The 12836-nt window shown below is 68.0% G+C and carries 11 protein-coding genes and 2 pseudogenes; 6 read left to right on the top strand and 7 right to left on the bottom strand.

The window, feature by feature from the left end:
* Window positions 1-63: 63 nt before the first annotated feature.
* Window positions 64-711 carry a fasciclin domain-containing protein gene (locus tag ACWGH0_RS33655; protein ID WP_453408069.1) on the bottom strand — a complete coding sequence of 216 codons (648 nt, stop codon included), beginning with the start codon at window positions 709-711 and terminating at the stop codon, window positions 64-66.
* Between the two features lie 367 nt (window positions 712-1078).
* On the opposite strand from ACWGH0_RS33655, the gene sigK reads away from it, so the two are divergent.
* From sigK to ACWGH0_RS33640, 3 genes and pseudogenes are all read left to right on the top strand, one after another.
* On the top strand, window positions 1079-1663 hold the full coding sequence (gene sigK / locus ACWGH0_RS33650; RefSeq protein WP_453408068.1) for an ECF RNA polymerase sigma factor SigK: 585 nt from the start codon (window positions 1079-1081) through the stop codon (window positions 1661-1663).
* Window positions 1660-2406: an anti-sigma factor gene (locus ACWGH0_RS33645; RefSeq protein ID WP_453408067.1), complete on the top strand. Its 747-nt coding sequence runs from the start codon at window positions 1660-1662 to the stop codon at window positions 2404-2406. Before sigK ends, ACWGH0_RS33645 begins: the two co-directional genes overlap by 4 nt.
* Before the next feature lie 6 nt (window positions 2407-2412).
* Window positions 2413-2825 (top strand): annotated as a pseudogene (locus ACWGH0_RS33640) (SPFH domain-containing protein); the annotation flags it as partial.
* Window positions 2826-2865: 40 nt separating this feature from the next.
* On the opposite strand, the gene nhaA reads toward ACWGH0_RS33640, so the two are convergent.
* From nhaA to ACWGH0_RS33625, 3 genes are all read right to left on the bottom strand, one after another.
* Window positions 2866-4230 carry a Na+/H+ antiporter NhaA gene (gene nhaA / locus ACWGH0_RS33635; protein ID WP_453408066.1) on the bottom strand — a complete coding sequence of 455 codons (1365 nt, stop codon included), beginning with the start codon at window positions 4228-4230 and terminating at the stop codon, window positions 2866-2868.
* A 249-nt stretch (window positions 4231-4479) separates the two neighbouring features.
* Window positions 4480-6015 (bottom strand): alanine/glycine:cation symporter family protein, encoded by a 1536-nt coding sequence (locus ACWGH0_RS33630; protein ID WP_453408065.1) that lies wholly within the window; start codon window positions 6013-6015, stop codon window positions 4480-4482.
* Between the two features lie 534 nt (window positions 6016-6549).
* Window positions 6550-7611, bottom strand: coding sequence for a PucR family transcriptional regulator (locus ACWGH0_RS33625; RefSeq protein WP_453408070.1), 1062 nt, complete (start codon window positions 7609-7611; stop codon window positions 6550-6552).
* Window positions 7612-7848: 237 nt separating this feature from the next.
* Here ACWGH0_RS33625 and ACWGH0_RS33620 point away from each other — a divergent pair, with 237 nt between their 5' ends.
* Both ACWGH0_RS33620 and ACWGH0_RS33615 read left to right on the top strand, forming a co-directional pair.
* Complete coding sequence (locus tag ACWGH0_RS33620) at window positions 7849-8229, top strand: hypothetical protein (protein WP_453408064.1); 381 nt, start codon at window positions 7849-7851, stop codon at window positions 8227-8229.
* Window positions 8230-8553: 324 nt separating this feature from the next.
* Complete coding sequence (locus tag ACWGH0_RS33615; RefSeq protein ID WP_453408063.1) at window positions 8554-8838, top strand: hypothetical protein; 285 nt, start codon at window positions 8554-8556, stop codon at window positions 8836-8838.
* Window positions 8839-8895: 57 nt separating this feature from the next.
* Here ACWGH0_RS33615 and ACWGH0_RS33610 read toward each other — a convergent pair whose 3' ends face one another.
* Window positions 8896-9660 (bottom strand): potassium channel family protein, encoded by a 765-nt coding sequence (locus ACWGH0_RS33610; protein ID WP_453408062.1) that lies wholly within the window; start codon window positions 9658-9660, stop codon window positions 8896-8898.
* Between the two features lie 315 nt (window positions 9661-9975).
* On the opposite strand from ACWGH0_RS33610, the pseudogene ACWGH0_RS33605 reads away from it, so the two are divergent.
* Window positions 9976-10422 (top strand): annotated as a pseudogene (locus ACWGH0_RS33605) (cation:proton antiporter domain-containing protein); the annotation flags it as partial.
* 254 nt (window positions 10423-10676) lie between these two features.
* Here the strand turns inward: ACWGH0_RS33605 and ACWGH0_RS33600 are convergent.
* A complete protein-coding gene (locus tag ACWGH0_RS33600) occupies window positions 10677-11363 on the bottom strand; it encodes an esterase/lipase family protein (RefSeq protein WP_453408061.1) in 687 nt (228 codons plus the stop codon).
* Window positions 11364-12285: 922 nt separating this feature from the next.
* Window positions 12286-12543, bottom strand: coding sequence for a WhiB family transcriptional regulator (locus tag ACWGH0_RS33595; RefSeq protein WP_453408060.1), 258 nt, complete (start codon window positions 12541-12543; stop codon window positions 12286-12288).
* Between the last annotated feature and the right edge of the window lie 293 nt (window positions 12544-12836).

Genomic DNA, 12836 nt, shown 5'->3' with positions numbered 1-12836 from the left:
CGCAGGGACCAGCCGGCGGTTCGGAGCGAAGGAGGCAACGTCACGGCCCCGTTCGCCCGTCGATCACTTGGGCATGAGGACGGTGTCGATGATGTGGACGGTGGCGTTGGCGGTGGAGACGTCGCCGCAGACGACGTTCGCGGAGTCGTTGACCATGTACGACTTGCCCGAGCCGGAGGTGGTCAACTTGCTCTTCGCGAGCGTGTCGTAGGACCCGTTCTCGAGCTGCTTGGGGGCGAGCTTCTCCCCGACCACGTGGTAGGTGAGGATCTTGGTGAGGGTGGCCTTGTCGGCCAGGACCTTGTCGAGGTCGGCCTTCGGGATCTTGGCGAAGGCGTCGTTGGTGGGGGCGAACACCGTGATGTTCTCGGCGTTGTTCAGCGTGTCCACCAGGCCGGCCTTCTTGACCGCCGTAACGAGGGTGGACAGGGCGGGGTTGTTCGACGCGGCCGTGGCCACCGGGTCCTTCGCCATGCCGTCGAAGCTGCCCGCGCCGTCCTTGGGAACCGAAGCGCACCCCGGGCCGAACGGGCCCGAGGCCTGCGCAGCATTGCCCTTGTCGTCCTGGGCCGGGCCTTCCTTGGCGGCCGAGGAGCCGGACCCCTTGCCGCTGTCGCCGCCGTTGTCCATGCCGCACGCCGTGAGGGCGAGAGGCAGGGCCGCTGCGGCGATGGCGACGGCGAGGGTGCGGCGCGAACGGGTGCTGAACATGACAGAGAACTCCTTGAGAGCAGATGACGAGCACCGACAGGCGGCGCTTGGCTGTGTGAGGAGTGCCAAGGGAATACGGCCCCCGCAGCCGCTTCTGCTGTTTGGGGGCCGTACCGCTTCCCTCACACACTCCATTCGGCGCCGAAGCCGATACGGATTGGTCGGGAAGCGGCCGACTTTGCGGGCGGACACAAAGTCGGCCGGCGAACCCATCCGCGAGGACGAGGGCTACGAATCAGTCGTAAGAGCAAGAACCGCCGAAGAGACGCGGTGTTCATCGCTCACCCGTCACGCATGAAAGGTTGGGCATGGGCGACCATCACTCCGCGCTTCGCCCCGTTGGTCTCGGCCGTCCCAGAGGTGTGCGGTGAGAGAGATCGCACGCATCGCAGGCGCAGCGCAGCACGGACCAGAACTGTCCGATGTCGTAGCCGCCGTCGCCGGCGGTGATCAGGACGCTTTCGCCACCCTCTACGACGCGGTCGCCGGGCCGGTCTACGGACTGGTGCTGAAGGTGCTGCGGGATCCGGCCCAGTCCGAGGAGGTGGCACAGGAAGTCATGGTCGAGGTGTGGCGCACTGCCACACGCTTCCGTCCCGCGCAGGGCAGCGTCATGACATGGGTGATGACGATGGCTCACCGTCGCGCCGTGGACCGGGTGCGCTCGGAGCAAGCGGCGACCGCCCGTGAGCGGCGCAGCGCGTCTCGTGAGCGCACCCCGGACTACGACCAGGTGAGCGAGGAGGTGGCGGTCCGGTTGGAGAGTGAACAAGTCAGGCGCTGCCTGCGGGGCTTGACCGAATTGCAGCGCCAGGCCGTGACCCTTGCCTACCACCAGGGCTACACCCACCAAGAGGTCGCCGCCACCCTGTCGGCGCCACTGGGAACCGTCAAGACACGTCTGCGAGACGGTCTGATCCGCCTTCGAGACTGCATGGGAGTGAACGCATGAGCGACGAACACGTACATGTCCTCACCGGCGCGTACGCCCTGAACGCGGTCGGCGAACACGAGCGCGAGACGATCGAGCGTCACGTACGGAACTGCACGGCGTGTGCCGAGGAAGTGCGGGAGCTGAGCGCGACCGCGGCGCGTCTGGGCACTGCTGTCGCCGTCACGCCCCCGCCCGGAATGAAGCCACAGGTCATCACCTGGATCAAGACGGTGCGCCAACTGCCGCCACAGCTGACGGCCGGTGTCGTGGCGGCCCGTCCGGTCAGCGCCCGCGCACGGTATGCGCCACGTCTAGTGCTGGCCGCCTGCGTCGCCGCGGCCACCGCGTTCGGCGGCACGGCGGCCTGGCAGTACCAGGACGCACAACAGGCCGAACAGAGAGCACAGCGGGCCGAGAACGACAGCACGGACATGGCACGGGTGCTGGCTGCCCCGGACGCCCGTACCGTCAGCGGCAGCGTCAAGGGCGGCGCACGGGCCACAGTGATCGTCTCCCGTAGCCAGGACACCGCGGTCTTCCTGACCTCCGGCCTGCCGGACCTGGCCGACGACAAGACTTACCAGCTGTGGTTCGACGACGGCCCCAGGATGAGGCCGGCCGGTCTCGTCGGACACGACGGTGCTGTGGTGATGGAGGGAGACCTGGGGAAGGCCACCGGCATGGGCGTGACGGTAGAACCCGCCGGCGGTTCGCCCCGGCCCACCACCACGCCGCTGGCACTCATGACACTCCCCGCTTGATACCGCCTTCGCGCCGAGGGCAATCGCACCGCCGAGATACTCAAGGCCGAGGGACAGTCCCGGGCGCCATCGACGAGGTGTTCCAGGCAGTACACCGCAGCGACCCCGACCCCAAGCTGCTCGCCTACCAGTACCTGCAGATGCTGCCCCAGCTCGCGCAAGGTTCGGGAAGCACATTCTGGATGATCCCCAGCGAAGTGACCTCCGCCCTCCAGGGGGTGTCACGCGCCTTCAGCGAGGTGCTGCCCCAGTCATCGGCAACGCGCGAGAACTCCTCGGACGACACGTCCGCACAGGCGGCCAGCGACGCCGCGCAAGCGGCGAAAGCCGCAGCCGAGGCTCTCGCCGACGCAGCCGAAGCCGACGGCACCACGACGTCCGGCAACCGTTCCCGCGCGCCTCTCCTCGGCGGTGAATAGCGGCGATCGGGCGGTGTCTCGCATGACGGCCCCGCATGTCTCACAACGACTGCCGTCCCAAGGCACCGAGGCAGGCGTCGCGGGCAGCTCCGCCGCCCTGCCCGTCAGTACTCGGCGGTGCCGGAGAGCGCTGGTAGATGTCGGGGATGCCGTCGTGGTCGTCGTCCCGGTTCTCTTCTTCGTACAGGCGACGGTAGACGGCGTTGCGGCGCTTGATCAGCAGGGAAGCCAGGCCTGCCGCGATCAGCGACCCGATGAGTACCGCGGCCTTGATGTGTTCGGCCGCCGTCGGGTCGGGGAAGGCCAGCTCACCGATGAGCAGAGCGACGGTGAACCCGATCCCGGCCAGCACGGCAAGGGCGAAGACGTCGGCCCAGGCCAGGTCCGGGTTGAGCCGGGCTTTGGTGTAGCGGGCGGCCAGGTAGGTGCCGGCGAAGATTCCCAGAGTTTTGCCGATGACCAGTCCCAGCACGACGCCGAGCGGTTCGGGCTCGGTGAAGACCTCACCGAGTGACGCCGCCGAGACACCGACGCCTGCGGCGAAGAGAGCGAACAGCGGCACGACGACTCCCGCCGACACCGGGTGCAGCAGGTGGGAGGTCCGCTCGGCGGGCGAGGACGCCTCACCCTTGTCCCGGGTCGTACGCAGGATCAGACCCATGGCGACGCCGGCGACGGTGGCGTGGACGCCACCGTTGTACATCAGGGCCCATGTGGTGATGCCGAGCGGGACGTACCACCACCAGCCGCGGACACGGTGGCGCTGGAGGAAGTAGAAGACGACCAGGCCCACCAGTGCTCCGCCGAGGGCCGGGAAGTTCAGGTCGCTGGTGAAGAAGATCGCGATGATGAGGATCGCACCCAGGTCGTCGACGACGGCGAGGGTGAGGAGGAAGGCGCGCAGCGCGGAGGGCAGGTGGGTGCTGAGGACGGCCAGAACGGCCAGAGCGAAGGCGATGTCGGTGGCCATGGGCACTGCCCAGCCTTCGAGGCTGCCTCCCCCGGCCATGACCGTGACGGCGTACAGGGCGGCCGGCACCGCCATGCCGCACAGGGCGGCGACGACCGGCAGAGCAGCCGTGGCCGGGGTCCGCAGCTCGCCGACCACGAACTCGCGTTTCAGCTCGATGCCCGCGACCAGGAAGAAGATGGTGAGGAGTCCGTCGGCGGTCCAGTGCTCGACCGAAAGGTCCAGGCCGAGGGCCGGTATGCCGAAGTGGAAGTCGCGTATCTGCTCGTAGACGTCGCTCCACGGGGTGTTCGCCCACACCAGCGCCACTACGGCGGCGGCCAGGAGCACCAGCCCGCCGACGGTTTCCGTCCTCAGCGCCTGCGTTACGGCGTTGCGCTCGGGCAGCGGCAGCAGGCCGAGGAAGGGGGAACGCTCGCGTGGGTCAGCGGCCATCAGGGGGAACCTCCGGGGCATCGGCAAAAGGGCATACGGCCCCTAGGACGCCGACCAGACTTCCCGGCACACCGCGCGTCGGACACAGCCGCCTCCGGGCGGGCTGTTGACGCGTTCTTCACACCCTAACCGCCTTCGCCTGATCGCACCAGACACCGTTTCACCTGCTGCAACGCACAAAGAGCGGGTCCGTACACACCAAGGCGCGAGGTGTGTACGGACCCGCTCAGGAGCCGGGCCGCAGGGCGGTCAGACGGTGGTCTTCACCGACGCCTGGTCTCCGTCGGCCTCGTCCGTCTCGCCGGCGTTGCGGGCGCGGACGAACTCCAGGAAGGAGTTCAGCTCGCGCTTGACGACGGGGGCGAGCAGGTACAGGCCGATGATGTTGATGACGGCGAGCATGAAGAGCACCGCGTCGGCCATGTCGATCAGGGTCTGGAGCGTCAGGAGCGATCCGGCGACGGCGAACAGGGTGTAGAGCACCTTGTAGATCAGCTCGCTGGCCTGGCTGCGGCCGAAGAGGTGCGTCCATGCCTTGAGGCCGTAGTAGCCCCAGGTCAGCACGGTGGAGATGGCGAACAGCAGCACCGCGACGGTGAGGATGTACGGGAACCAGGGCATCACGGTGCCGAAGGCGTCGGAAGTGATCGTGACGCCGACGGGGTCCCCGTCCTTGCGCGCCTGGACGTAGCTGGCCGGGTTGGCGATGACGATGGTCAGCGCGGTCATCGTGCAGATGACGACGGTGTCGATGAACGGCTCCAGCAGGGCGACCAGGCCCTCGCTGGCGGGGTGCTTGGTCTTGACCGCGGAGTGGGCGATCGGCGCGGAGCCGAGACCGGCCTCGTTGGAGAAGGCGGCCCGCTTGAAACCGACGATCAGCGCGCCGAGCACACCACCTGCGACACCCGCGGGGTTGAAGGCACCCTCGACGATCGCGGCGATCGCGGCCGGGACGGCGGTCACGTGCACCAGGATGACGATGAGGCAGGCCCCGATGTAGATGCCGGCCATGGCGGGCACGAGCTTGCTGGTGACGTTGGCGATCGAGCGGATGCCGCCGAGGAGCACGATGCCGACGAGCGCGGCGACGAGGATGCCGAAGAACAGGGCGCCGGCGGAGGAGCCCATGAGCCCGTCCTCGCCGCCGGTGACGGAGACCATCTGCGCGTACGACTGGTTGACCTGGAAGAGGTTGCCGCCGAAGAGGCCGAAGAACAGGATCATGAAGGAGGCGAGGACACCGAGGACCTTGCCGAGGGTCTTGCCGTTCTTGCCGAAGCGGTCGGCCAGGCCCTTGGGCAGGTAGTGCATCGGGCCGCCGGAGACCGTGCCGTCGGCGTGCACCTCGCGGTACTTCACACCGAGGGTGACCTCGACGAACTTGGTGGCCATGCCGAGCAGGCCGCACAGGATCATCCAGAGGGTGGCTCCGGGGCCACCGATGGAGACGGCCACCGCGACACCGGCGATGTTGCCCAGGCCGACGGTGCCGGAGACGGCCGCGGTCAGCGCCTGGAAGTGGTTGACTTCACCGGCCGAACCCTCCTCGTCGTACTTGCCGCGCACCACGTCGACGGCGAGGCGGAATTTGCGGACCTGCACGAAGCCGAACCAGCCGGTGAAGACGAGACCGGCGACGACGAGCCAGGCGACGATGAGGGGCAGTTCCGTCCCGCCGACGGGCACGGAGTAGAAGACGACTTCGCTGAGCCAGTTGGCTATGGGCTCGGCGAAACCGCTGACGGCTTCGTCGACGGACTTGGTGATGGAGTCGAGTGACACTTTTGGCTACCTCGATGGCGCGGGGCCGGCGCGCGGGAGGCTGCGCCGGTTGGTGTGCGGTCTTTGAGCGAACGCCGTTGTCCGATCGGCGACCCGGGCGCGGATCCGCGGACTCGGACCGTGGTCACCCTGGTCGTGCTGTCGGTGCGTGCCGACGGCTCCGTAGGGCGGCCGGGGTGCTGCCGCCTGCGGAGTTGCGTAGTTTTACCACGCCCTTACGCAGGCTTTAGTAACGCAAGTCACATAACGGTGAGTTATTTGGCGAAGCCCCAGGAGGCGAGACCGGACCGTTATGTGGAGAGTCATGTCCGTTCATCGGACACTTATGTCTTGAGGGGCGGATGCGCGGGGCGTTTTCACCTACTCTGCACACCAGCTGGGCACTCTACGCGGTCCCTGCACGCCGCCTCCCGCCAACCGGCCAGTCACTTTCCGTGACGGCGCATTCACCCGCCATTCGGCCGTGCAGTCCCGCGACGCCGACGGGAGCGGGTCGTGCAGACAGTGCCGCCTCTTCCTCTACCGCAGGGAGCTTCAGAGCTCCTGGTCCGGCCAGTCCAGTAGGCGGGCACCCACTACGGCCGTCTGGAGGGTGTACCGATCGACGGGGTCGCCGGGGTCGGCGCCCGTCAGCTGGTGGATCCGGTCCAGCCGGTACGTCATCGCCCTCGGACTCAGGGAAAGGCGCCGGGCGGCCTCGGCGGCCACACACCCCGCCTGGAAGTACGCGTTGAGGGTGTCGATGAGCGGCCGCGCTCCGCCACGCGCTTGCTGGAGCGGGCCGAGCACGCTGCGTACGAGGTCGGCCATCGCCTGGCGGTCGCGGGTGAGGACCGGGTAGACCAAGAGGTCTGCGGCGTGCAGGACCGGGTCGGTCAGGTGCATGCGCGCGGCCAGGTCGAGGGCGTTGAGAGCCTCCTCGTAGGAGTGGACGACTCCGCCGACACCTGGGTGGGGGCGGCCGATGGCCACACGGCCGCCGTTGGTGGCTGCGTACGCCTGCTTGGCGAAGAAGCCGAGGACGTCGGCTTCAGCCCCTGGCACGATGCAGATCAGCCGGCCGTTCTTCGTGGTGAGCAGTATGCGGCGGTGCCCGAAGCGGGCCGCGAGGGACGCCTCGATGCCGCGGGTGACGGCGTAGCCGTCTTCGTAGGGCTCGGGTCCCTGGGCTACGGCGACCGCATGGGAGTGGGACAGCAGGAGTCCGAACCGCTCGGCCCGTTCCGCCAGATGCCCCGCGTCGCTGCGCCCGTGGAGCAGGTCGTCGATGAACTCCCGCCGGGCGGCTTCCTGCTGGCGGATCGCGAGTCTCTGGGCCTGCTCATGTCCCTCGGCGAAGGCGTCCACGGCCTGCTCCACTGCCGCGAGGAGGTGATCGGCGCTCGCGCCACGCATGTTCGCCTGTACGTCCTGGGCGGCGGACAGGTGGGCACGTACCAGAAGGCGCAGCCCGAGGCCGGCCTCGGCCGCACGCTCCCCCTGGGCCCGCAGAGCCGCCAGCTCGTCCCGGGTCAGCCGTCTGCCGGTGGCACAGGCACTGGCCAAAGTCTGGGCGTACCCCTCCAGGTATGCATCGGCTGCGTCCCGCTTCCCCATGGCCATCCCCCGCTCCTCGACACGTCGCTGAAGCTGTTGCGGCGCGTGACGTCAAGGGTGGCACGCGTGCGCCGAGGGCATTTCACCGGCATCAAGGGGCCGTAAAGAATGCCGGTGCTCGGCAATGCGGAGTCGCGGCACGTCCTGTCAGCATGAGGCGGTCGAAGCCGGGCGCACGAGGTGGATGCCGTAGCCCGGAAAGCAGCACGCCGCAGCACGGATCAAGGAGGAAGAGGGATGGACGAGTTCCTGCATGCCACGGCGACGTTCCCCACCGTGCTGTTCTCCGCGGCCCTCGTGGTCGTCGTCGGCTTCTGGCTGCTGGTCCTGCTCGGCGCCGCCCGCCACGACAGCTTCGACTCGGACGTGGACACCGAAGCCCTCGGTCTCGGTGGCGTCCCCCTCTCGGTGTCGGCCTCGCTGCTGATCGCCCTGTGCTGGTTCTTCAGCGTCACGGGGTGGCTCCTTCTTTCCCGTACAGGCTGGCCCGAGGCCCTGCTCCACCTGCTCGCGGCCGTGCTGCTGTTCGCCTCGGCACTCGGCTCCTGGCGTCTGACGCGAGCGCTCGTACGCCCGCTCGCCGCGCTCTTTCCCGACGAACCCGGTCCGTCCCGGTAGGACTTCGTCTGACCTGCACCATCCGAACAGGACGGGTGGACGCGGACTTCGGCCAGGCGGAGGTCGCCGCCCGGGACGGCTCCACCGCCGTCGTACAGGTCCGCCAGAACGACGCCGGCCCTTTGGCGCTCGGCAGGGCGGGAGACGATGGACTGGGCACGCGGTGGCGGCGCTCGGTTCACTGGCCGACAGGGTCGCGGCAGTCGAGACAGCCATCACACGCGCCACAGACCCCGGTCACTGCACAGCGCCCCGCCGCCCGACACGAAGCACACCCGGGGAGCGACTGGGTTATTTGACGCATACGTCGCACCTACGACCGCAATGCTCCGCTCGGCCCAGACCAGCCCCTCGAGCGGACTCGACGAGACGAAGGAGAACGCGGTGGCCAAGCCGGTGCACGCGTCCGTGGAGGACATCTGGATCGCTTGCCACGTGTGCGACGAGGACCTGTTCCGTGTGCGAGAGGTCAAGCTCAACAGCTTCGGCATGGAGTTCCTGAACCTCGCCTGGGCGGACGAGTCGGCAACCGGCTTGATCTGCGCGCACTGTGGCTACGTCCACCTCTTCGTCAACAGGAACATCAGGCTGTACCGCGCCAGGAAGTGACACGCAGCAGGATCTCGAACGACGAGCCGTCACAGGGGAGAGCCGCCTTCGGCGTCGTCAGTCGGACCCGCGCCGGGCGCCGTGGTCCCGTGCGAACGCGACGAACGTCGCCGAACCGGTTCCCTGTGCGGGGAGGAAGCGCTGCTCGAGGATGAGCGCGAGGTCCTCAAGCGCAGTGCCCAGTACGTCTCCGCACAGGCGGACGTCGTCGCGTTCCGTGGTAGCGGCCAGTTCGGCAAGCTCCTGCGCGTATCCGATGTTGTTGGCGAGGGACGTGTGCTCGTCACCGTCGTGGAAGTAATAGGACTCGGCGTACTGAAGCAGATCTACGGACACGGTGGCGACGCCGGAGGCCAGGCTGTCGAGGATGGACGCCCCGGCGGCGGAGTCCAGTTGTCGCGTCGTGGTACGGGTGCGCCGTAGGTGGGAAAGGCGCAGGGCCAGTGCGCGGCGGCGGGCCAGGGCGGGGTAGATGCCGAGGACCCAGGTGACGGTGGCGGTCAGCAGGGCGAAGCCGACGATGGCTTCCATGGGCCCGAAGATGCGCACCCATCCGTTCTCGGGGGCGATATCGCCCAGGCCGAGTGTGGCCACGGTGACCATGGAGATGTAGAGCGCGTCCAGGAACCCCGCATGCTCGGCAGGTTCCAGGCCGGCGGTGAAGGAGAAGGCGTCGGGAAGATGCGGCCAGTAGACGAGTGCCCAGCCGACCGTGACGGTGGACGCCCACAGCGCCACCACTGTGACCATGGCGAGCGGGCCGGCCAGCCCGGCGGCGCGACGGCGGCCGAGCCGGGAGGACAGTCGCCAGAAGGCCGTCATGACGCGCCGGCTCAAACCTCCGTGGCGCGTGGGGTGCCAGAGCGTGTGAAACACATCGCGCAGGCTGACCAGGACGAGACCTGCTCCGGCCAATGTGACAAGCCACTTCATTGCGGTGTCTTTTCCTTCTCCTGATGCGGTCAAGACGGCTCGCCCGGCGCAGCGGACCTCCCTCCAGTGCCCTGACGCTGCCTCGCGATGCTTCGTCTCGTGGTTGGCGTCCAATCCGTGATCGTCAAGAACCTGTCAACAGCACGTAGGGAACGTGCACGGCTTGCGTGGAGTGCCCGGAAGCCCGGTCGGCGACGGAGACACATGTCTTTGCCGATTGAGGGATGCTTTCATGGTGCCGTCGCCGTCTTCGGTGCCGCGTTGCTCCTCTGCTGCTTTCCGGACTTGCGGCCCGTCCGTGCTGTCCACCTGCCTGCTTTTCCTTGTCGGTGGCGCGCTCGTCAGCGACGGGTTGCTGGAACTGATCCATATCACCCCGGACAGTGAGATCGTCGCAGTCACGGCCGATCTGGCCCGGTTCGCGGTGCTGTTCACCGACGGCATGCACGTCTCGCTCCCCAAGCTTTGCGAGAACGGGAAGGCTCCGGCCCGGGCTGCGGGGCTCGGCATGCCTCTGGCTTCGTCGGCATGGCGCTGATCACCCATTGTCTTGTCGGGCTGGACTGGACGACGTGGTTCCTCGTCGGAGCTGTAATGGCGCCGACCGACCCCGTCTTCGCCTCGGCCATCGTCGGCCGCATGGAGATGCCGATAGAGAGCGTCAGCAGGGGCTGGAGCCCCGTTGGCGCTCCGGGGCGTAGCCGCACGCTGAACGAAGATCATCCCAGACAACCGGGCAGCCTGGCGCGGTCTCGATCTGGCCGCCCTTTCTCTGGTGCGCGCAGCAACCCCGGGACCGACGTCTCGGCGGGTAGGACGTGCCGCGCGCGTGGGAGAAGTGTGCCGGCCTGCCGCCGGCACGCGGACCCGCTCAAGGAGGTGGTCCGACGGCAGGCGCGCGACGGTCAGCTGTCGATGTGCTTCCTCACCTGTTCGTACACCGTCGGGTCCGACCCCAGTGCGTTGTGGCCGAGGCATGCGGTCCTCGTGTTGGCCGCACCGCTGAGGGCGACGCTGCTGTCCGGATTGATGACCGTGTCGCACGGCGACCACCACGTGGCATACCGAGGACTGCCGGGAGTCTCGTCGCCGGAATTGAGTTTGCCGAGGAAGTCGGAGCCGATACGCATCTCGACGCAGGACTGGTGGTAGCACCCGTTCGCCCAGTCGGTTCCGTGATTCGGACCGCCCAGCGAGACCCAGGCGTCCATCTTCTGCGTGCCGCCGAGGTTCTTCGCGTAGTAGCGGCTCGACAGCCCGCCCATGGAGTGCGTGACGATGTCGACCTTGGTCGCTCCCGTGGCGTCCAGAAGGCGGTCGACCTCCGTGACGATCTGCTGAGCGGTGGTGGCATTGGACTGCCGGGTGTCGTAGCTCCACTGCCGCAGATGGCTGGACGGCCAGCCGTCCCCTCTGAATTCGTCGGCCATGGTGTTCCAGTACGAGCCGGACGAGTTGTATCCGTGCACGAACAGGATGGGGTGACTGGCAGGACCGAAGGTCGAGCTGTCGGCGGCGGCGTGAGTCGGGGACACGGCGGCCAGGGTGAGCACAAGACTCACAACGGCAGTGGGGAGCACACTTTTCTTCATGGCATGCCTCGGGGGATCGGCGTCCGTGGGGGGCGGCACACCCGGAGGTTACTGACTGGTAGAGCCCCCGCGTCAATAGGCTTGCGGGATTCCGTCGCATCTGTGACCTGGGGATTTACGCTCCATGCCGTAGCGATACGGCTCGCGCGGCCCATCGGGACCGAGGCACACAAGGGCCGCCCTCAGCTTGGGTGCCGTAGGTAGTGGCTCAGGAGCCGAACCCGTCGAGAACCGCGCTGTGGAGGTTGGCCCACACCCGGCCCTCGTCACTCGGTGAACCGGTGGTGGACCGTCGCATCGCAAGGCCCGACAGGGCTGGGGGAAGCTGTTCGGCAGACTCCCCCAGCTCGCTTCCGGGGCGCAGAGCCGGAGGAACTCGGTGTGTCTCGCCCCACGGCCCTGCGCCTCCCCGACCGGAGTCGAAGCGCTCTCCCACTCACTGACAGAGCCGGCCTTCCACGCACGCAACACTGCGCGGACATGCGTCGGGGTCGGCAACCAACCACAGCAGCCGACCGCCAGGAAGTCACACCATGCTTCGCTTGCACTCGCCACCCCGCGCCCAACCGGGCCAGGGCGTGTGCCGAAAGTTCTGCCGGATGGCGCGCGTCGGGATCGGCGACACGTGGCTGTCAGCGGCCTCGGCAGGTTCTGTCCGTTCGGCACGGCCCCGGAAGCGCATGCCGTCGATCAGCTGTCGCCGTGGCCGGATGGGCAGACGCCCTGCCCTTGCTCCCGTCCGTACACGGTGTCCGCAATGGCACGCGGCGTCTGCGGCCACCCAGCGGAACACGACCTTTTCGGCGATCGCTTGACGACCATTGGCCTGGCCAAAATGAAGAATTGGCCAGGCCGGTCGACCCGCGGGGTGGAGAGCAGTCGGGGGCAGGGACGCCTGCACCAACATGGAACGCTCGTGAGATCAGGCTTCCGCCCGGGCTCGGGCCGCCCTGGCCGTCCGGCGCTTGACAGCACGCCGCTCATCTTCGGTCAGACCGCCGCAGATACCCATGTCCTGGCCGCCTTCAAGTGCCCATTTCAGGCACTCCTCAACAACCGGGCATCGGCGGCATACTGCCTTCGCCTCCTCGGCCTGGAGTACGGCTGGGCCACCGGTGCCGATGGGAAAGAACAGGTCAGGGTCTTCCCGTCGACAGGCGGCCTTGTGACGCCAGTTCATCGTCGTGCCTCCATTCAGTCGCCGGATACTTCCCGTTCGCCTGACCGGTATCGGCAGCTGTATGCAGCGGAGCGGGTAATTGCCCGTCATTTTTTCCGCACCGATCGCGGGAACCGTGGCAGTGCGAGAGCTGCCTGTCCCGGACCTCGGAGGCCTTTACGAGCGGCCCCGGCGCGGTCGTCACGGCTTGGCCGACGGCGGGCGGGCGCTGAGCAAAGGCCACCTGGTGCCAAGGTCTTGCCCGTTCAGCGACGTACCGGCAGGGCCCCGACCGTCCGCGGACGGTCGGGGCC

It is taken from the genome of Streptomyces sp. NPDC054887, assembly GCF_053610585.1.
The sequence above is the reverse complement of the archived record's forward strand: the minus strand, read 5'-3'. Positions and strand labels throughout refer to the sequence as shown.